Raw genomic sequence first — 19,961 nt, forward strand, 5'->3', positions numbered from 1 at the left:
GCTGCGCGCGTACGTCGGTGCCGTGCTGCTGGTGCATAGGCGGCCAGTCGAGCGACTGGCGGGTACGCCTCCGCGGTGGGCCACACTGCGAATCAACGAGGCCAATCCAAAGCGCAAGAAGGCCGACTACCCACTCAGCAAGCTTGACTAGACGTACGACGTTGGGGCGTACCCCTAGCCACGACGCGGAATGCCAGGGGGGTAAGTCTCATCGTTGTTGCTCGATCTACGCAAATTGGACGAGGTTTGGCGTCTCGATTTTGCCGGTCGCGGCGGCGGCCGAGAGAACTCGATGATGTCAGAGTTGATCCGGCCGCGGGGAGCGGGGTACGGCCTCAACCCCACGAAGCAGGCAGACACGATCTACACGCACCTGCACCCGATGGACTACGCGCAGCATGTCGCGCCTTGAAAATGTGCCGCGGGCGGGATTTTTAGCTGTGCCATGATCCTGGAATGGACAGGATCACAACGGCATACGTCGAGGACTTTCGTACTGAGCAAGCGTTGCCAGCGGGACAGTCGGCAACGACTTTCGAGCACTTCGTGAACTACTGCGTGCTGGCCGAGAATTATGACGACGAGTTCAGCGTCGTCGACGTTCACACCGGCGGAGGTGCGGACCTGGCGCTCGATGGTGTTGCGGTTATTGTCAACGGCGCGCTGGTGACCGACATCGACGAAATGTCCGAGTTCTTAACAACCAACGGATATTTGGATGTCCGATTCATATTCATCCAGGCGAAGTCGGCTAGCGGGTTCAGCGGAGAAGAGATTGCGGCGGTCGGCGACGGTGTCCTGGAGTTTTTTGAGGAGTCGCCTAGACTCCCGATTTCCGATCGTATTGTCGCTGCTCGGGAGCTGATGACCTGGGTTTACGATCACAGTTCACAGTTCAAACATGACAAGCCCACCTGCGAGATGTTCTACGTGAGCACCGGGAAGTGGACCGACGATGCACATCTGGTTGGTAAAATTCGGCGCGCCGAAGAGCGGCTCGCTGAGACCAACCTGTTCAGCAGAGTCACCCTACGACCGTTCGGTGCTACGGAGCTTCAGGCGGCTTGGATCAGATCCAAGAACGCAACTTCAGTTGAGTTTACCTTCGCGAACAAGGCGACTTTGCCCGATATCGAGGGTGTGACTGAGTCGTATATTGGTGTATTGCCGCTTAGTGAGTTCCTCAAGATTGTGTCGGATGCGGAGACCGGCAGCATCCGTCGTCACATTTTCGAGGACAACGTGCGTGACTTCCAGGGTGACAACCCCGTGAACAATGAAATGGCTCACAGTCTCTCTACTCCAGAGGGATCGGATCGGTTCGCGGTGCTAAACAACGGAGTGACCCTCGTTGCACGTGGGCTGAAAAGCACGGCTAACAAGTTTCATGTATCTGATTACCAAATTGTCAACGGTTGCCAGACAAGTCACGTTCTGTATAACTCCCGAGATAAACTTCCAGATAATCTCGGGGTTCCTTTCAAGGTCATCGCCACTAACGACGACGAAGTGATCAATGCGATCACCACGGCCACCAACCGTCAGACAGAAGTCACTGACGAGGATCTTTTCGCCCTCACGACGTTCCAGAAGCAGCTAGAAGCATTCATGTCGTCGGTTGGAGACGAACGCCATCGGCTGCACTACGAGCGCCGGTCGAAGCAATTCAGTGCCCAAGGTGTTGAAAAAGTGCGCATCATCACCAAGACCCTCGCGCTTCGGTCGTTCGCGGCGATGTTTCTAGACGAGCCCCGTCGTGCAGCGAACTATTATTCCGAACTCAAACCCTATGTAGGCAAGACCATCTTCCAGTCTGAGCACAAGATCGAGCCGTACTACACCTCCGCGTTCGCTTACTACAAACTCGAGTATTTGTTCCGGAACGGCCAGATCCCGGTGAGGTACAAGCCTGCTCGCTATCACCTGTTGACCGCGGCGCGGTACATAGCCGCGAAGGGTAACGCAATGCCCGCATTCACCGCCAATAAGATGGAGGGTTATGCTCAGAAGATCAACGAAGTGCTATGGGATGACTCGAAGGCCATCGAGCTTTTCGAGAAGGCCGCGCATGCGATCGACGTTGCGCTCGGAGGTGGAGACCTGAATCGAGACGCGGTCAAGGTGCAGTCGTTCACCGACTCTGTGCTTGCCGCTGTTCGAAACTAAATGCCGGGGGCGGTGTCGGAGGGCGCGCCTACAATCAACAGACGCACGCTGGTGTGCGTAGAACTGGGGAAGTGCAATGCCGTACTACACCGTAAACAAGAATGCTCAGCCTAGCTCAGGGGATCACGAGGTCCATGACCTCGCCTCGACAAAGGCGTGCTTACCGGCCCCGGTCAATCGGCGGGATCTGGGATACCACGCGTCCTGCAGCGGAGCTGTTCAAGCTGCCAAGGGTTACTACAGCGATGTAAACGGCTGTTACCACTGCGCGTACGCCTGTCACACCACCTGAGCTGGACGGATTCCGCCGGGACTTCCGTTTTGGGCTTCCCGACGAAATCTGGCGCAGCCCCAGAGCGTGCGTGGTGGGCCCCGTGGGGCTCGAACCCACGACCCGCGGATTAAAAGTCCGATGCTCTACCGACTGAGCTAGAGGCCCTCATCGTCCAGCTTACCGGGCGCGATGACGAGCTCGTGCTCACCGACGCGTTCGAGCCACGATCCAGAACAGGTAGGCGCCTCCGACGACGGCCGTCAGCAATCCGACGGGGATCTGCAGCGGGGCCAGCGCCCGCTGGGCGATGACGTCGGCGACGAGCAGCACCGTGGCGCCCGTGACCGCCGATCCCCACAGGGGGATCCCGCTCGTGCCCATGGTGCGGCGCGCGAGCTGCGGGGCGGCGAGGGCGATGAACCCGATGGGACCGGCGACGGCGGTGGCGGTTCCGGTCAGAAGAGCCGCGACCACGATGAGCAGCAGCCGCAGGTGCCCGATGCGAACGCCCAACGAGCGGGCGGTGTCGTCGCCGAGCTCCAGAGTGCGGAAGTCACGATGCACCAGGACCAGGATGAAACCCAAGACGCCGAGGGCCCCGACGAGCAGGGCCACGTCGGAGAGCGTGGTCGCGACGAGGCTGCCGTGCAGCCACTGGTCGGCGTTGCGGGCGATCTCGATCGGTGCGCGGGTGAGCAGATAATCGTTCACGGCCGCCAGCAGGGTGCTCAGCGCGATGCCGGCGAGGATGGTCCGCTCGCGCGAGACGCCGACGCTGCGCGCGATCGCCATGACGACCACGACCGTCAGGATGCCGCCGATCCACGCGCCCGCCGCGGGCGACGCGGTGGGCGCGATGAGCGTGAGCCCGACGAGGGCGCCGGTGGCCGAGCCCGCGCTGAACCCGATGATGTCGGGGCTCGCGAGCGGGTTGCGTGCCAGGGTCTGGAAGACCGCGCCGGCCAGGCCCAGCGCCGCGCCGATCGCGAGGGCGGCGAGCATGCGTGGAACGCGCATCCCCATGACGACGACGGTGGTGGGCCCGTCGGCCGTCCCCATCAGGGCGGATGCCACGTCGCTCAACGAGGTGTGGAAGGAACCCGTCGTCAGGCCGGCGATCGCCGCGAGGACGGCGATCGCGATCGTCACGCCGACCACGAGCGTCGCGCGGCGGCGCCGTCGGGGGAGCGTGCGGCTCGGCGGGTGGGATGCGGCGATCACGACGCCCTCCGAACGACGAGCCAGAGCAGCAGCGGCGCCCCGACGAACGCCGCGACGATCCCGGCTTCGACCTCGCCCGGTATCGCGATGACGCGTCCGATCACATCGCTCGCGAGGGTGAGCGCCGCACCCGACAGGGCGGCGAGGACGATCGTCGAGCGCACGTCGCCGCCGACGGTGCGGCGCACGATGTGGGCGACGATCAGGCCGATGAAGGCCAGCGGCCCCGCGGCCGAGGTCGCGGCGGCACAGAGCAGGGTGATGGCCGCGCCCGCGCCGACGATCGTCAGGGCGGGCGAGGTTCCGAGCGAGCGGGCCAGGTCGGTGCCCAGGCGCAGCTGGTCGAGTCCCCGAGCGATCACGAGGGTCAGGATCAGGCCCGCGATCGCGAACGGGAGCACCTGCGCCGCCACGTCCGCGTCGCGCCGCTCGAACGAGCCGACGGCCCAGAACCGGAACGACTCGAACGTGTCGTCGTCGGCGAGCGTGATGATGCGCACGACCGCGCCGAGACACGCACTCAGCGCGACTCCGGCCAGGATCAGTCCGACGGTGTCGCCGCGGCGACCGGGACGGGCGGCGGCGTTCACCAGCAGGGCCGCCGACGCGGCTCCCGCGAAGGCGAACCAGACGTATCCGCTCGCCGTCCCCACGCCGAAGAAGGCGATCGCCACGACCACCCCGACGGCCGCTCCCGCGTTGACGCCCAACAAACCCGGATCGGCGAGGGGATTGCGGGTGACCGCCTGCATGAGCACACCCGCCACCCCGAGGCACGCACCGGCCAGCAGGGCGGTGAGCGTGCGTGGAACACGGAGCTCGTGCACGATCACGCCCGCGGCATCTCGCCTGTCCGAGAACAGGGCGGCGATGACGTCGGCGGGGGCGAGCGCGCGCGACCCGACGGCGAGGCTGGCGACGGTGAGCACGATGACCGCCACCACCATCGCGACGGTCAGAATCACCAGGCGCATTCGCGCGGCCCGGTGACGGGTGACGAGTCGGGTGACCGCCGTCGGGGGAGTGACGGTGGCGAGGTCAGGCACGAAGGTAAGGATAACCTCACTTCGTGACTGTTTTTCGTTCTCCGTCCTTCCGCACCCGTTTTCGTCCTCGTCGCCTCGGCGCTGTCATCGGCGTGACGGCCGTGCTCGCCCTCGCCGGCTGCGCGGGCTCGCCCGCCCCCGCGTCGACCGTCGATGCCGAAGCCGGTTCCACCGGCGAATGGGTCGTGGCGCGCGACCTCGAACCCGGTATGGGCTCGACCGAGCCAGACGGCGTCTTCCCGCGCACGGTGACCCACTTCGAGGGGGCGACCGAGATCCCCGCCGCGCCGACGCGCATCGCCGTCGTGTCGACCGGTCAGCTCGACGCACTCCTCGCCCTCGGCGAGGTCCCCACCGCCGCGACGCGCGCCGAGAACAGCGGGCTCGTGCCGCAGTACCTCGTCGACGCCTTCACTCAGGATGCCGCGGCCCTCAGCGCCATGACTGACATCGGCCAGCGCACCGAGCCCGACCTCGAGGCCCTCGCGCAGTCGGCCCCCGATCTCATCCTCATCAACTCCACGCGCGGCGCAGAGCTGTACGACGCGCTCGCGGCCATCGCTCCGACCGTCGTCACCAAGGGCAACGGCGTCAACTGGAAGAGCGACTTCCTGCTCATCGCCGACGCCCTCGGAGACGAGGGCGCGGCGCGCGGCATCCTCGACGCTCTGCACGCCGACAGTGCGGCGTTCGCGCAGACGCACCCGGAGGGGGAGCCGACCGTGTCGTTCCTGCAGTCGACGGGCGACCGCACCCGCATCATGGGGGTGCCGTCGTTCGCGGGTGGCATCGCCGAGGATCTGGGGCTGGGGCGGCCGGCGTCGCAGCAGTTCGACGAGACGTCGCAAGAGATCAGCGCCGAACAGATCGACCTCGCCGACGCCGATCGCCTGTTCTACGCGGGAACCGGCCAGGGGCTGGCTTTCATCGAGGACGCGCCGCTGTGGCCGACCCTGAACGCGGTCGCCGATGGGCACACCGTGGCCGTTGATTTCGACCCCTGGTTCATGAATGCGGGTCCGGTCGCGGCGCGTCTGGTGCAGGACGAGATCGTCCGCGCGATCGACGACTGACCCACGAACGAAAGCGAGCGCCGGACCCCCTCGCCTGGGGTCCGGCGCTCGCCGTCTAATCCGGTCGGTGATCGACCGATCGAGTGCGCGGAGACCGCGCAGTCGAGAATTACATCGGGGGCATCAGCACCGAGTCGATGAGGTACACCGTGGCGTTGGCGGTCTGGACGCCACCGCAGATGACGTTGGCCGAGCCGTTGACCGTGATCGAGTCGCCCGAACCGGCGACCGTGACGTCCTGGCCCTCGACCGTGGTGTGGGTGCCGTCGATGGCGTCGGGCGCGATCTGGCCGGGAACCACGTGGTACGTGAGGATCTTGGTCAGCGTGGCCGAGTCGGTCTTGAGGCCGTCGATGGTGGCGGCGTCGATCTTGGCGAACGCGTCGTCGACCGGAGCGAAGACGGTGAACTCGCTGCCGTTGAGCGTGTCGACCAGGTTCACGTCGGGGTTCAGCTGGCCGCTGACCGCCGCGGTGAGCGTGGTGAGCAGCGGGTTGTTCGAGGCGGCGACCGCGACCGGGTCAGCAGCCATGCCGGCGACCGAGCCGGAGCCCGAGGGAACGGCGGCGGCGTAGTCGGCACAGCCGGCACCGACGAGGTTGGCGGCCGGGTCCATCATCGACGACGTCGCCGAGGCAGAGGGCGAGGCGGCCATCGAGGGAGCCATGCTCTCCTCGGTGGTGCCGCCCGAGGTGGTGGAGCCGCCGGAGCAGGCGGTGAGTGCGAAGGCCGAGCCCAGAACGAGGGCGAGACCAGCAACGACGGGCTTCTTGTTGATGAGCATGACATTCCTCCGAGAATCATTCGGATCGCGTCTGCGACCCGTCAGGGACACCCCGGTGCGAGGGGCGGTTCACCGTGGAGCGGCTTACACAGGGTCTTCGGGACCCCCGGGGGATCGGATTGCGGATTGTTGCGATCGGGGTCGGATTTCGGCATTCGGTAGCAGAAAAAGTCCAGGTCAGAAGCTCGTAAATACTCTTCAGAATCTTTTCGATCCGAGCCCTGTCGGCCCCGCAGGTGGGGGGATGACCCCACCGAGCTGAGCGGCTCGCGCGCGCGCGTACGGGGGTCTCTGTATGCGTAAGGAATGATGGGGGCCATGGTGATCGACGGTTTCGACCTTCCCGACGACGGGACGGAGCCTGTCGATCAGGTCGGAGCGCTGCTGCAGCGCGTCGCGACGGGCGACCGCCTCGCCTTCGCCGAGCTGTACGACGTCCTGTCGGCTCGTGCCTTCGGCCTCATCCTGCGCGTGCTCGTCGACCGATCGCAGAGCGAAGAGGTGCTGCAGGAGGTCTTCCTCGAGATCTGGCAATCCGCCGCGCGGTTCACTCCGAATAGAGGCCAAGGAAGGTCGTGGGTTCTCACGATCGCCCACCGGAGAGCGGTGGACCGCGTGCGGTCGTCGCAGTCCAGTGCCGATCGTGACGTACGCGCGGGGTTCCGCGATATGGACGTTGCCTATGACAACGTCTCTGAAAAAGTCGAGATGAAGATCGAGGGGCGACGCGTCGTCGATGCACTGGCGGCGCTTCCCGAAGCGCAGAAAGAAGCCCTCACCCTGGCCTACTTCGGTGGATACAGCCAGAGTGAGATCGCTACTCTCGTCGGGGCGCCGCTCGGAACGATCAAGACGAGGATGCGCGACGGATTGTCACGCTTGAGGATGGAAATGGGGGTGGACAAGTGAACGAGAGGGACTTCGCCGACCTCGCTGCCGGGCACGCGCTGAACGCGCTCTCGGCAGCAGATGAGCGCGCGTACCAGGAGGCTCTGGCGGGTAATCCGCACTGGGACTCCCACGTTCGATCTGCCGCCGACGCCGTGGCCGCGATCAGCGAAACCATCGAGCCCGTCGAGCCGCCTGCTTCCGTGCGTGCGTCATTGTTCGCCCGCATCTCCGATCTTCCCCAAGACGATTCCCCCGCTGCGGCGACCCCCGCCCCGCTCGACGACGAGGACTTCGCCGCAGCGGGCCTCACCCCTGTCGTGACGGAGCGTGAGCCCGTATCGACTGGTTCCGTCGCCTCGGCATCCGGCTGGGGCCGTCGCCGGTGGTTCACCCTGGCTGCGTCGTTCGCCGCTGTTCTCGCTCTCGGCTTCGGCGCCGTGAGCGTGGGTCAGCTGATGGCACCCCCGGCCGCCGTCGTCGCCCTGGAGCAGATCGAAGGATCGCCCGACGCCCGCTCGGCCACGGCCACCATGCCCGACGGCACCGTCGCGACCGCCCATTGGTCGGCGTCGACCGGACGCAGCGTGCTGGTCTCCGACGGCATGCCCGCGCTTCCGTCCGACAAGACGTACGAGCTGTGGTTCGTGCGCGAGGGCACCCCGATCGCCGCCGGAACCTTCGAGCCGGATGCCGATGGCTCGGCGACCGCGGTTCTCGAGGGCCAGATGCACGAGGGCGACGTCATCGCCGTCACGATCGAGCCGGCGGGCGGTTCGCCCGACGGAACGCCCAGCACCGACGCCGTCGTCGCCGTCGCGACGGCCTGAGCCCGGGTCTCGCTCTCGGCCCACGGTGAGGGTCGACGCCCTAGCCTGGAACGATGAGCGATTCCTCACGCGAGTTCCACAAGCCCGTGCGACGGCCCGCTGAGCTGTTCGACCGCCTGTTCGCGGCGGAGGACCCCGCCGAGGTGTCGCGCGTCGCGCACAGCACCGCGCAGGCCCTGCTGTCGAGGGTGCGGGCAGACCCCACCGTCGACGTCGTCGAGCGACTGGTCGCCTTCACCGACGACAACGGGATCGACGATATCGCGGAGCTGTGGTCGCGTTCCCCGGCGAAGTCGCTGCCCGGCGCACTCTGGCGCCTGTACCTGTTGCAGTTGATGATCCACGACGACGCCCCGACGGCGGCTCTTCTGTATGAGCGGGGACGCAGCGAGATCGCCACGGTCGACCCCGTCGTTGCGGGCGCGCCTGCCCCCGCCGGACCGGAAGAACTCGTGCAGCTGATCGACACGATCCTGCGAGGCCTTTTCGAGGGGGACTTCGCCGTGGCGCTCGATCGCGCGGCGGCCTTCTGCCGTGTGCAGGCTTCGGGGTCGAGCCATCTGGCCGATGACTACGAGAACACCGAGTCGGAGCGGGCGACGGCGCTCACCACCCGCGCGTTGCGCCTGGCGACGTACGCCGACGACCTGTCGGCATCCGCCGCGCTCTGGCGCCGCGACGCGCTCGCCTGAGTCGGAGCGGATGACGCGACCCGTCGGGCCTGCGGCGGTGGATCGTGGTGCCGCCCGCGTTCCGCCGGCGCCGGACGACGAGAAGAGTGCCGCGCAGACGAGGGCGATGCCTCTCGAGCCTGCGACGCGACGACTGTCGCAGAAAAAAGATAAGTGCCGGACCGCAGAACGCCTCTCGGCGCATGGCCGCTCAGAGCGGCAAAAGATGGAGCCCGGGGTTACTGCGGCCCGGCTAGAAGAGTGTAACAAGGGTCGGCCGAAGACATTCCCTCCGCGCGACCCGTTGACAAGCCCCGGGCGTGTCGCTTCGGCGGCCCTAGGCTCGCTGCATGGCTTGGCGTTTCGCTCTCGTGATCGACCCCGTGGCATCCGACGATCAGCGGGAGGACTTCTCCGACACGCTGCACACGGTGGATCCGAACGCTCCCGTGCTGCCGCTCGGTGAGCTCAGTGCGCAGCGGGGCGACGGGGTCTTCGAATCGCTCGGCGTCGTCGACGGCCACCCGCAAGAGGTGGGGCCCCACCTCGAACGTCTGGCCCGGTCCGCGGGGCTGTGCGACCTTCCCACGCCGAATCCGGCGCAGTGGCGGGCCGCGATCGAGCGCGTCGCCGCCGAGGCCGGCGCCGGCGAGAGCGTCATCAAGCTCATCCTCAGCCGCGGTGTCGAATCCGGGGCGTCGCCGACCGCGTGGATCACCCTCGCCACGGCCCCCGACAACGTCCGCGCCCGACGCGACGGCGTACGCATCGCCACCCTCGACCGGGGCTACCCGGCCGACGTCCCCGCCCGTGCCCCCTGGTTGCTGCTGGGGGCCAAGACCCTGTCGTACGCGGTGAACATGGCCGCGATCCGCGAGGCCCAGCGCCGCGGCGCCGACGACGCCGTCTTCGTCACGAACGACGGGGTCGTTCTCGAGGCGCCCACGGCATCCGTCCTGCTGCGCGTGGGCGACCGGTTCGTCACCCCCGAGCCGCAGGCCGGCATCCTGCACGGGACGACGCAGCTGAGCCTGTTCTCGCACCTGGAGTCGCGGGGGTTCTCGACCTCGTACGAGACCGTCCTGCTCGACGACCTCGAAGATGCGGATGCCGCGTGGCTGCTGTCGAGCGTGCGTCTCGCCGCGCCCGTGTCGGCCGTCGACGGTCGTCCGAAGACGGTGGACCGGGAGCTCACCGCCGACCTCAACGCGTACCTGCTGAGCCCGCGCGACTGAGCTCACGCGCCCAGCCCGCGCGACCGGCCCGCCCCGGCGCGGAAACGACGAAGGCCCCGCTGAAGCGGGGCCTTCGTCGTTCTGGCGCTTACCCGAAGCGGCCGGAGACGTAGTCTTCCGTGGCCTGCACGGTCGGCGCGGTGAAGATCGCCGACGTGTCGTTGTACTCGATGAGCTTGCCGGGCTTGCCGGTTCCGGCGATGTTGAAGAACGCCGTCTTGTCGCTCACGCGCGACGCCTGCTGCATGTTGTGCGTGACGATGACGATCGTGTACTCGTTCTTGAGCTCCGAGATGAGCTCCTCGATCGCGAAGGTCGAGATGGGGTCGAGCGCCGAGCAGGGCTCGTCCATCAGCAGCACGTCGGGCGAGACCGCGATCGCGCGGGCGATGCACAGACGCTGCTGCTGACCACCCGAGAGTCCGCCGCCGGGCTTCTCGAGGCGGTCCTTGACCTCGTTCCACAGGTTGGCGCCCTGCAGGGACTTCTCGACGAGGGCGTCGGCGTCGCTCTTCGACATGCGCTTGTCGTTGAGCTTCGCGCCGGCCAGGACGTTCTCACGGATCGACATCGTCGGGAACGGGTTGGGGCGCTGGAACACCATGCCGACGTGACGACGCACGAGCACGGGATCGACACCGGGACCGTAGAGGTCGTCGCCGTCGATGAGCACGCGGCCCTTGACGTGGCCGCCGGGGATCACCTCGTGCATGCGGTTCAGGGTGCGCAGGAACGTGGACTTGCCGCAGCCCGAGGGGCCGATGAAGGCGGTGACCGAACGCGGCTCGATGTCGATCGAGACGCCCTCGACCGCGAGGAAGTCGCTGTAGTAGACGTTGAGGTCCTGGACCTCGATGCTCTTGGACACGGGAGTGCCTTTCCTAGCTCAGCGCGCCTTCGGCGCGAACACGGCCGCGACGATCCGGGCGATCAGGTTGAAGATGACGACGAGGACGACCAGCAGGAACGCCGCGCCCCAGGCCTGGGCCTGAGAGGCGTCGATGTCTTGGCCGGGGAAGCTGTAGGCGGTGTAGGCCATGACGGGGAGGGTCTGCATGGGACCGTCGAACGGGTTGGCGTTGAAGTTGTCGGTGAAGCTCGCCGCGATGAAGATCGGCGCCGTCTCACCCACCACGCGGGCCACGGCCAGCACGACACCCGTGATGATGCCGCTGGCGGCAGTGCGCAGCACGACCTTGATGATCGTGGCCGAGCGCGGCACGCCCAGGGCGAGCGACGCCTCGCGCAGATCGGCGGGCACCAGACGCAGCATCTCCTCGGTGGAGCGGATGACGATGGGGATCATCAGCACGCAGAGGGCGATGGATGCCGAGAAGCCGCTGAAGGCCTTCGGACCGACGACGAGGCTGAACAGCGAGAACGCGAACAGACCGGCGACGATCGAGGGGATACCGGTCATCACGTCGACGAGGAACGTGATCGCGCGGCGGAGCGGGTTGTTCGGCTGTGCGTACTCGACGAGGTAGACCGCGGCCAGGATGCCGATGGGCACCGAGATGAGGGCCGCGATCCCCGTGATGATCAGCGTTCCGGTGACGGCCTGCCAGGCACCGGGGGTCGCGACGACCTCGAGGGTGTTCGGGTCGAAGGCGGTGCCTCCCACCTGCGTGATGAACTGCAGGTTGACCACCGCGAGGCCCTTCGACACCACGGTGTAGAGGGTCGAGATGAGCGGCGCCACGGCGAGAAGGAAGGCCACGGTGACGAGGCCGCGCACGACCCGGTCGACCGCTTTGCGGCGGTTCTCGACGATGCTGGAGCCGACGCCGATGGCGATCAGGTACAGCACGGCGGTCAGGATCAGCCAGGTCGCGATGTTGAAGCCGCCCATGAGCAGCTGCATCGCGGCGACGACGACGGCGACACCGGCGAGCAGCGCGGGCTCGATGTAACGCGGGAGCCGGCCGCTGGTCAGCGCCAGGGGGGTCGAGGCCGCGGGGGTGACGGAGGCGGTCACGAGCGCTTTCCCTTCTTGCGACCCTTGGCCCCCGGGCCCGTCGCGGCGACGATGTAGCGCGCGAACATGTTGACCGCGAGCGAGACGACGAACAGCATCAGGCCCGTGCCGATCAGCGCGGAGCGCTGCAGGTCGGTCGCGATGGGGAAGTTCAGGGCGATGTTGGCGGCGATGGTCTGCGAGTTGTAGCCGTCGGTCAGCAGCAGCACCGAGTAGATGAGGCTCGGCGAGATGATGAGCGCGATGGCCATGGTCTCACCCAGCGCGCGCCCGAGGCCGAGCAGGGTGGCCGAGACCATGCCGCTGCGGGCGTAGGGGAACACCGCGAGGCGGATCATCTCCCAGCGCGTCGCGCCGAGGGCGAGGGCGGCCTCTTCGTGCAGGCGCGGGGTCTGCAGGAAGATCTCACGGGTGATCGAGGTGACGATCGGGAGGATCATGACCGCGAGCACCACTCCACCGGTGAACATCGTCGAGCCGGTGCTCGACACGGGGCCCTGGAACAACGGGATCCAGCCGAGGTACTCGTTGAGGAACTGGCTCACCGGCAGCAGCAGCGGGCGCATCACGATGATGCCCCACAGTCCGAAGACGATCGAGGGCACCGCGGCGAGCAGGTCGACGACGTAGCCCAGGGCTCCGGCGATCTTGCGGGGCGCGTAGTGCGAGATGAACAGCGCGATGCCGATGGCGACCGGGGTGCCGATCACCATGGCGATGAGCGCCGCCCAGATGCTGCCGAACAGCAGCGGGCCGACGTACTCCCAGAAGTTGGTCCACGTGCCGTTCTGGTACCCGGCGAGGTCGCCCTCGGTCCAGTTGGCGGTGATGGCCGGAAGCCCACGCAGGATCAGGAAGATCGCGACGCCCGCGAGGATGATCATGATCGACACGGCAGCCGTGGTCGACAGACCGAGGAAGACCGTGTCGCCGACGCGACGCTTCCCGACGATGCTCGCTCGAGGCGGCGGAGGGGACGACGGGGCGGTCTCGGTGTCAGCGACGGTGTCAGTCACGCGGGACCTCACGCTCGGCACGGGTCATGGGGTGCTCCTCGGTCGGGTGTTCTGTGAGGATTCGGCTCAGCGAAACGCTCGATGATGATCGATCGCTTCGATCAGCCCGGCCCGACCCGCACGAGAGGTGCGAGCCGGGCCGAGTCCGACAGATGTTTACTTGATGGCCGAGAGGGTCTCGGCGGCAGCCTCGAGGACCGAGTCCGGCAGCGGTGCGGAGCCGGCGTTCTTGGCCGCGACCTGCTGGCCGAGCGAGCTCGTGACGAAGCCGAGGTACGACTTGACCAGCTCGGACTGCTTGGCGTCCTTGAACGTGCTGCAGGTGATCGCGTACGACACCAGCGGGATGGGGTACGTCTCGGCCGTGAGCTTCGAGTAGTCGAACTTCTTCGACAGGTCACCCGCGATGCCGTTGCTGGCGTCGACGGCCGCAGCCTCGAACGTCGCGGTGACGGCCTCGGGGCTGTAGGCGACGGCGGTGCCGTCCTGGATGACGGCAGCCGAGTTGAGGTCGCCGACGGCCGAGTGGTCGGCGTAGCCGATGGTGCCCGAGCCCGCCTTGACGGCCTCGACGACGCCGGAGCCGCCCTTCTGCTTCGACACGTTGCCCTCGACCGGCCAGTCCTTGCCCGCGGGGTAGGTCCACACCGACGACTGGGTCGCGGCGAGGTAGTTGGTGAAGTTCTGCGTGGTGCCCGAGCCGTCCGAACGCGCGACGGTCGTGATGGCGCCGGCGGGGAGCTCGGTGCCGTTGTCGGCGGTGATGGCCGGGTCGGACCAGTCGGTGATCTGCAGCGCGAAGATCTTGGCGATCGTCTCGCCCGAGAGCTTCAGCTCGGTGACACCGGGGATGTTGAAGATCATCGCGACGCCGTCGAGGTAGACGGGGATGTTCACGCCGCCCTCGGTGCACAGCGCCACCGACTGCGAGGTCTGGTCGGCGTTCAGCGGCGAGTCGGAGCCGGCGAAGTCGTACGCGCCGCTCAGGAAGTTGGTGACGCCACCGCCGGAGCCCTGCGACTTGTCGTAGTTGATCGTGACGCCCTTGGCCTGGGCGTTGTAGGCGCTGGTCCACGCGGCCTGCGCGTTGGACTGGGCGCTCGAGCCACCGGCGGTGATGGTGCCCGAGAGCGAGGAGTCGATCGTGAACGCCACGTCGGAGGAGGAGGGGGATTCCGAGGAGCCCGCGGCGCCGCCGGAGCTCGAGGGGCCGGCGCAGCCGGCGAGGGTCAGAGAGGCCACGGCGGCCACGGTGCCCAGCTGGGCGATTCGGGAGAGCTTCACTGTGTGAATCCTTCGCATGTCGGGAACAGGAACCCGGTGCAGGGTTCGTCGTGAACGGTAAACAGCGACTCTTACGAGACTGCGCCCCACGGGTGAACGGGAGGTGAACCGGTGTGGCCCGTCCGGGGTGTTTTCCTGGGGGTTGTACTGTTCACCCCCGTGACGAACTCTGCCTCCGCCGCACAGGCTCCGCTGGACCGACGGGATGCCGCGGCTCCTGCGCGCACCCTCATCGATCTGCTCTCGGACGTCGCCGCACGGCATCCGGAGGCCTCGGCGATCGACGACGGCTCGGGCGCCCTGAGCTACCGGGAGCTGCTCGCGCGCGTCTGGCGCACGGCCGGCGCCCTGCACGCGGCGGGTGTGCGCCGCGGCGACCGCGTGGGGGTGCGGATGCCGTCGGGCTCCAAGGAGCTGTACGTCTCGATCCTCGCGGTCATGGCCGCCGGCGCCGCCTACGTGCCCGTGGATGCCGATGATCCCGACGAGCGCGCCCGCCTGGTGTTCGGCGAAGCCGGGGTCCGCGGCATCGTCGTGGGCGCCGGGGAGTTCGTCTCCCACGACGCGGATGCCGACCTCGTGCGCCTGTACGACGGCGACGCGCCGCATCCCAGCACGAACGCGGTGCCGGTGGTGGCCCCGCCCGGAGTCGACGACGACGCGTGGATCATCTTCACCTCGGGTTCGACGGGCGTTCCCAAGGGCGTCGCCGTGTCGCACCGTTCGGCGGCGGCATTCGTCGAAGCCGAGGCGCGCCTGTTCCTCCAGCAGGAGCCGCTGGGACCGGGCGACCGTGTGCTGGCCGGTCTGTCGGTCGCGTTCGACGCCTCGTGCGAGGAGATGTGGCTCGCCTGGGGACACGGCGCGTGCCTGGTGCCCGCCCCCCGCTCGCTCGTGCGCTCCGGCGAAGACCTCGCGCCGTGGCTGCTGCGCCAGGGCATCACCGTGGTGTCGACCGTGCCGACGCTGGCGGCGATGTGGCCCGCCGACTCCATCGAGAACGTGCGCCTGCTGATCTTCGGCGGCGAGGCCTGCCCGCCCGAGCTCGCCGCCCGCCTGGTCGCCGACGGGCGCGAGGTGTGGAACACCTACGGGCCGACCGAGGCCACCGTGGTCGCGTGCGCGGCCGCGCTCGACGGCTCGCTGCCGGTGCGCATCGGTCTGCCGCTCGACGGATGGGCGTTGGCCGTCGTCGACGCCGAAGGACTCCCCGTTCCCGAGGGGGGCACCGGAGAGCTCATCATCGGCGGGGTCGGTCTCGCCCGCTACCTCGACCCCGCGAAGGACGCCGAGAAGTACGCGCCCATGCCGACGCTCGGGTGGGATCGTGCCTACCGCTCGGGCGACCTGGTGCGGTTCGAGTCGGAAGGCCTGGTCTTCCAGGGCCGCGCCGACGACCAGGTCAAGGTCGGCGGACGACGCATCGAGCTGGGGGAGGTCGAGTCGGCGCTGCAGGATCTGGCGGGCGTGAGCGCCGCCACGGTCGCCGTGCGCACGACCGAGGCCGGCGTGCCCGTGCTCGTCGGCTACCTGGTCATGGACGAGGGCGTCGACCTCGACCGGGGCGCCGCGCGCGCCGCGCTCGCCGAGCGCCTGCCGGCGGCGACCATCCCGCTGCTCGGCGTCGTCGACGCGCTGCCGGTGCGCACCTCGGGCAAGGTCGACCGCGCGGCACTGCCCTGGCCGCTCCCGGGCGTCGACGCCCCCGCGCCCACCGACTTCTCGGCCGACGAGGCCTGGCTCGCCGAGCAGTGGCAGGCGGTGCTCGGCGTCGCCGTCACCGAGCGCAAGACCGACTTCTTCGACCTGGGCGGCGGTTCGCTCGCGGCCGCGCAGCTGGTCTCGCGTATCCGTACGCGGGTGCCGGAGTTCTCGGTCGCCGACATCTACGACGTTCCCCGTCTGGGCGCGATGGCGAAGGCCCTCGGTCCGCAGCTGGTCGACGAGGGCGCGGCGGAGTTCCACCGCGCCGAGCCCACCCCGCGCACGACCCAGTGGGCGCAGACGCTGCTGGGCGCGCCGCTGTTCGTGCTCTCCGGCGTGCGGTGGCTGCTGTACCTGCTCACCGCGTCGGCCGTGCTGCGGCTCCTCCCCGGCTTCGACGTGCTGCCGTCGGTGCCCTGGCCCCTGCTCGTGGTCGGTCTGCTGATCTTCGCGACGCCGTTCGGACGCATGGCGATCGCCGTGGCATCCGCTCGTCTGCTTCTGGCGGGGGTACAGCCCGGGGATCACCCGCGGGGCGGCTGGGTGCACATCCGCCTGTGGCTCGCCGAGCAGATCGCCGACCAGGTGGATGCCGTGGGTCTGGCCGGCGCCCCCTGGGTGTCGTACTACGCCCGCGCTCTGGGCGCGCGGATCGGCCGGAACGTCGACATGCACGCGCTGCCGCCGGTCACGGGCATGCTCGTCGTCGGCGACGGCGCATCGATCGAGCCCGAGGTCGACCTCACCGGGTACTGGATCGACGGCGACCTCGTGCGCATCGGCGAGGTGCGCATCGGCGCCGAGGCGACGGTGGGCGCGCGCTCCACGCTCGCGCCGGGCACCCGCATCGGCCGACGAGCCGAGATCGCCCCCGGTTCCGCGGTGTTCGGCCGCGTCAAGGCCGACCAGTCGTGGGCGGGTTCGCCCGCCGTGCGCGTCGGCGGGACGGCGAAGGGATGGCCGACCGAGCGCCCGCCCGCGCCCACCCGCTGGCTGTGGGCGTACGCGGCGTCGGCGCTCGTGCTCGCGCTGCTGCCGCTCGCGGCCTTCACCGTGGGCGCGCTCGTCGTCGCCCAGGGCATGCGCGGCGCGGATTCGCTCGCCGGGGCTGCGGGCGGCGCGTTCGTCTGGCTCGTGCCGGCCGTCGCCGTCACGGGGCTCGTGTTCGCGGCATCCGTCGTCCTGCTCGTGCGGCTGCTCTCGATCGGCCTGACCGAGGGGACCCACCCCGTGCGCAGCCGCGTCGCGTGGCAGGCATGGACCATCGAACGACTTCTGGATGCCGCCCGCACGATCCTCTTCCCGCTGTATTCGTCGTTGTTCACCCCCGTGTGGTTGCGCCTGCTCGGCGCCGAGGTGGGTCGCGACGTCGAGGCGTCGACCGTTCTGTTGATCCCGTCGATGACCCGCATCGAAGACGGCGCGTTCTTGGCCGACGACACGATGGTCGCGTCCTACGAACTGCGCGCCGGATGGCTGCGGATCGGCCCGGTGCGCATCGGCAAGCGCGCGTTCCTCGGCAACTCGGGCATGGCTGCGCCGGGGCACCGCGTGCCGCGCGACGGGTTGGTCGCGGTGCTGTCGGCGGCGCCGATGAAGGCCAAGGCGGGTTCGTCGTGGCTCGGCTCGCCCGCGGTGCGTCTGCGCCGCCTTTCGGCCGCGGGCGACGAGTCGCGCACCTACCGCCCCACGTCGGGTCTGCGTCTGGCGCGGACGCTGTGGGAACTGGGGCGCTTCGTCCCCGTCGTCGTCACCTGCGCCATCGGGCTCGGGGTGATCTTCGCCCTCGCCGGGCTCTGGCAGAGCGTCGGGCCGGTGTGGACGCTGCTGCTGTCGGGCCTGGTGATGCTGGCCGCGGGGGCGGTCGCCGCCGGGGTCTCGACCGCGGCCAAGTGGGCCATCGTCGGCGTCATCCGCGCGGGGGAACAGCCCCTCTGGTCGAGCTTCGTGTGGCGTACCGAGGTCTCGGACACCTTCACCGAGATGGTCGCCGCCCCGTGGTTCGCGCGCGCGGCGACGGGAACCCCCGCGCTCGCCGTGTGGCTGCGGAGCCTCGGCGCCACGATCGGTGCCGGCGTCTGGTGCGAGAGCTACTGGCTGCCCGAACCCGACCTGGTCACTTTGGGGGCCGCGTCAACCGTCAACCGCGGATGCGTGGTGCAGACGCATCTGTTCCATGATCGAATCATGAGTATGGATACCGTCGAGCTGGAAGCGGGGGCGACCCTCGGTCCGCACAGCGTGGTCCTTCCCGCCTCCACCCTCGGTGCGCACGCGACCGTGGGGCCGGCTTCGCTGGTCATGCGCGGGGAGACCGTTCCGGTCGGCTCGCGCTGGAGCGGCAACCCCATCGGTCCGTGGCGTGCCGTGAAGGTCCGCGCCTACCAGTCGACCACGTGAGCGCCACCGATTCCTACGCCCCGCAGAGCGGTGACGCCTCGTACGACGTGCAGTCGTACGACCTCGTCCTCGGCTATCGCGTACGCACCAATCGGCTCGAGGGGACCGCGACCATCGTCGCCGTGGCCCGCACTGCGCTGACCTCGTTCGCCCTCGACCTCGTCGGGCTCCGCACCTCGCGCGTGCGCGTCGACGGAGCCGCCGCCCGAGTGACGGCCGGTCCGCACGCGATCCGCGTGACGCCCGCGCGCGCTCTCGCCGCGGGGGATCGGTTCGAGGTCGAGGTCGCGTACGCCGGCACGCCGGCGCCCCGTCGCTCGCGCTGGGGGACCGTCGGGTGGGAGGAACTCACCGACGGCGCGCTGGTCGCCGGCCAGCCCACGGGGGCTCCGACGTGGTTCCCGTGCAACGACCGGCCCGACAACCGCGCCTCGATGCGCATGCAGATCACGGTCGACGACGGCTACGAGGTCGCCGCGACCGGCGTCGCGGGAGCGAGTATGCGCCGGGGCGGTCGCACCACCCGGGTGTTCACCTCCGATGTGCCCACCGCCACGTACCTGGCGGCGGTGCACGTGGGCCGGTATCGCACGCGTCCCCTGGCGGGCAGTGGCGTCGATGTCGTGCCGCCGGTGACCGTCAGCGCCCCGCCGGCGCTGACGGCCGCGGTCGACCGCGCCTTCGCCCCCGTGCCCGAGATGCTGCGGCTCTTCGACCGCCTGTTCGGGCCGTACCCGCAGCAGGCGTGCACGCTCGTCGTCACCGCCGACGAGCTCGAGATCCCGCTCGAGGCGCAGGGCCTCGCCGTCTTCGGCATGAACCACCTCGTGCCCGCGGCGCAGCGCCTCATCGCGCACGAGCTGGCGCACCAATGGTTCGGCAACAGCGTCGGTCTCGCGCGGTGGAGCGACATCTGGCTGAACGAGGGCTTCGCCTGCTACGCCGAGTGGCTGTGGTCCGAGGCCTCGGGCGGTCCTTCGGTGCAGACCTGCGTCGACGACCACTACGCCCGACTGGCCGCCAAGCCGCGCGATCTGCTGCTGATCGACCCCGGACCCGACGACATGTTCGACGACCGCGTGTACAAACGCGGCGCGCTGACGCTGCACGCGCTGCGGCGGACCCTGGGCGATGTCGCGTTCTTCGATCTGCTGCGCGCCTGGACCGCCGACCACCGCCACGCACTCGTCACGACCGACGACTTCCGCGCCGCGGTGGCTCGGGCCGGGGGAGCGGATGCCGCGCTGGTGCTGTCGGCGTGGGTCGACCGCACCGCTCTGCCGGCTCGGGTCTGACATTCCTGCCCCGGTCGCCGGGGCGAGCGGAGGGCGAGGGGCGGGGGGAGGGGGCCTGAGCGCTCCGCGTCCTCCGCTCGTCACGCGCCGAGGAGC

Annotated in this window: 15 protein-coding genes and 1 tRNA gene; 8 read left to right on the forward strand and 8 right to left on the reverse strand. The window is 68.8% G+C overall.

Features of this window, described 5'->3' with window-relative positions:
• The first annotated feature begins 456 nt into the window (after positions 1 to 456).
• A complete protein-coding gene (locus tag BJP65_RS13845; RefSeq protein WP_070409525.1) occupies positions 457 to 2,166 on the forward strand; it encodes an AIPR family protein in 1,710 nt (569 codons plus the stop codon).
• A gap of 363 nt (positions 2,167 to 2,529) precedes the next feature.
• Here BJP65_RS13845 and BJP65_RS13850 read toward each other — a convergent pair.
• From BJP65_RS13850 to BJP65_RS13860, 3 genes are all read right to left on the reverse strand, one after another.
• Positions 2,530 to 2,605: transfer RNA gene (locus tag BJP65_RS13850), tRNA-Lys, on the reverse strand.
• A gap of 39 nt (positions 2,606 to 2,644) precedes the next feature.
• Entirely contained in the window at positions 2,645 to 3,661 is a 1,017-nt protein-coding gene (locus BJP65_RS13855) for an iron chelate uptake ABC transporter family permease subunit (protein ID WP_181015941.1), read from the reverse strand.
• Positions 3,658 to 4,707, reverse strand: coding sequence for an iron ABC transporter permease (locus BJP65_RS13860; RefSeq protein WP_219811351.1), 1,050 nt, complete (start codon positions 4,705 to 4,707; stop codon positions 3,658 to 3,660). Before BJP65_RS13860 ends, BJP65_RS13855 begins: the two co-directional genes overlap by 4 nt.
• Positions 4,708 to 4,730: 23 nt before the next feature.
• On the opposite strand from BJP65_RS13860, the gene BJP65_RS13865 reads away from it, so the two are divergent.
• Positions 4,731 to 5,780: an iron-siderophore ABC transporter substrate-binding protein gene (locus tag BJP65_RS13865; RefSeq protein ID WP_070409526.1), complete on the forward strand. Its 1,050-nt coding sequence runs from the start codon at positions 4,731 to 4,733 to the stop codon at positions 5,778 to 5,780.
• 109 nt (positions 5,781 to 5,889) lie between these two features.
• Here BJP65_RS13865 and BJP65_RS13870 read toward each other — a convergent pair whose 3' ends face one another.
• On the reverse strand, positions 5,890 to 6,564 hold the full coding sequence (locus BJP65_RS13870; protein ID WP_070409527.1) for a fasciclin domain-containing protein: 675 nt from the start codon (positions 6,562 to 6,564) through the stop codon (positions 5,890 to 5,892).
• A gap of 318 nt (positions 6,565 to 6,882) precedes the next feature.
• Here BJP65_RS13870 and sigK point away from each other — a divergent pair, with 318 nt between their 5' ends.
• The 4 genes from sigK (at position 6,883) to BJP65_RS13890 (ending at position 10,188) form a co-directional block, all read left to right on the forward strand.
• A complete protein-coding gene (sigK, locus tag BJP65_RS13875; protein ID WP_055839471.1) occupies positions 6,883 to 7,473 on the forward strand; it encodes an ECF RNA polymerase sigma factor SigK in 591 nt (196 codons plus the stop codon).
• Positions 7,470 to 8,282 (forward strand): anti-sigma factor domain-containing protein, encoded by an 813-nt coding sequence (locus BJP65_RS13880; protein ID WP_055838345.1) that lies wholly within the window; start codon positions 7,470 to 7,472, stop codon positions 8,280 to 8,282. Before sigK ends, BJP65_RS13880 begins: the two co-directional genes overlap by 4 nt.
• 53 nt (positions 8,283 to 8,335) lie before the next feature.
• A complete protein-coding gene (locus tag BJP65_RS13885) occupies positions 8,336 to 8,974 on the forward strand; it encodes a DNA-directed RNA polymerase subunit beta (RefSeq protein ID WP_070409528.1) in 639 nt (212 codons plus the stop codon).
• A 329-nt stretch (positions 8,975 to 9,303) separates the two neighbouring features.
• Positions 9,304 to 10,188, forward strand: a complete 885-nt coding sequence (locus BJP65_RS13890) for an aminodeoxychorismate lyase (RefSeq protein WP_055838340.1) — start codon at positions 9,304 to 9,306, stop codon at positions 10,186 to 10,188.
• An 88-nt stretch (positions 10,189 to 10,276) separates the two neighbouring features.
• Here the strand turns inward: BJP65_RS13890 and pstB are convergent, their stop codons facing one another.
• From pstB to BJP65_RS13910, 4 genes are all read right to left on the reverse strand, one after another.
• Positions 10,277 to 11,056 carry a phosphate ABC transporter ATP-binding protein PstB gene (pstB, locus tag BJP65_RS13895; RefSeq protein WP_055838337.1) on the reverse strand — a complete coding sequence of 260 codons (780 nt, stop codon included), beginning with the start codon at positions 11,054 to 11,056 and terminating at the stop codon, positions 10,277 to 10,279.
• Between the two features lie 18 nt (positions 11,057 to 11,074).
• Positions 11,075 to 12,166, reverse strand: coding sequence for a phosphate ABC transporter permease PstA (pstA, locus tag BJP65_RS13900; RefSeq protein WP_055838335.1), 1,092 nt, complete (start codon positions 12,164 to 12,166; stop codon positions 11,075 to 11,077).
• Positions 12,163 to 13,182, reverse strand: a complete 1,020-nt coding sequence (gene pstC, locus BJP65_RS13905) for a phosphate ABC transporter permease subunit PstC (protein WP_055938237.1) — start codon at positions 13,180 to 13,182, stop codon at positions 12,163 to 12,165. Before pstC ends, pstA begins: the two co-directional genes overlap by 4 nt.
• 156 nt (positions 13,183 to 13,338) lie before the next feature.
• On the reverse strand, positions 13,339 to 14,466 hold the full coding sequence (locus BJP65_RS13910; RefSeq protein ID WP_055838330.1) for a phosphate ABC transporter substrate-binding protein PstS: 1,128 nt from the start codon (positions 14,464 to 14,466) through the stop codon (positions 13,339 to 13,341).
• Positions 14,467 to 14,625: 159 nt separating this feature from the next.
• On the opposite strand from BJP65_RS13910, the gene BJP65_RS13915 reads away from it, so the two are divergent.
• A complete protein-coding gene (locus BJP65_RS13915; RefSeq protein ID WP_070409529.1) occupies positions 14,626 to 18,570 on the forward strand; it encodes a Pls/PosA family non-ribosomal peptide synthetase in 3,945 nt (1,314 codons plus the stop codon).
• A complete protein-coding gene (locus BJP65_RS13920) occupies positions 18,567 to 19,865 on the forward strand; it encodes a M1 family metallopeptidase (protein ID WP_070409530.1) in 1,299 nt (432 codons plus the stop codon). Before BJP65_RS13915 ends, BJP65_RS13920 begins: the two co-directional genes overlap by 4 nt.
• Positions 19,866 to 19,961 lie beyond the last annotated feature (96 nt).

It is taken from the genome of Microbacterium sp. BH-3-3-3, assembly GCF_001792815.1.
In the GTDB taxonomy this organism is placed as follows: domain Bacteria; phylum Actinomycetota; class Actinomycetes; order Actinomycetales; family Microbacteriaceae; genus Microbacterium.

Excerpts from the sequence above, each read along its gene's own strand:
- sigK (WP_055839471.1), top strand. The coding sequence starts at position 6,883 with ATGGTGATCGACGGTTTCGACCTTCCCGACGACGGGACGGAGCCTGTC.
- BJP65_RS13845 (WP_070409525.1), top strand. The coding sequence starts at position 457 with ATGGACAGGATCACAACGGCATACGTCGAGGACTTTCGTACTGAGCAA.
- BJP65_RS13885 (WP_070409528.1), top strand. The coding sequence starts at position 8,336 with ATGAGCGATTCCTCACGCGAGTTCCACAAGCCCGTGCGACGGCCCGCT.
- BJP65_RS13890 (WP_055838340.1), top strand. The coding sequence starts at position 9,304 with ATGGCTTGGCGTTTCGCTCTCGTGATCGACCCCGTGGCATCCGACGAT.
- BJP65_RS13870 (WP_070409527.1), bottom strand. The coding sequence starts at position 6,564 with ATGCTCATCAACAAGAAGCCCGTCGTTGCTGGTCTCGCCCTCGTTCTG.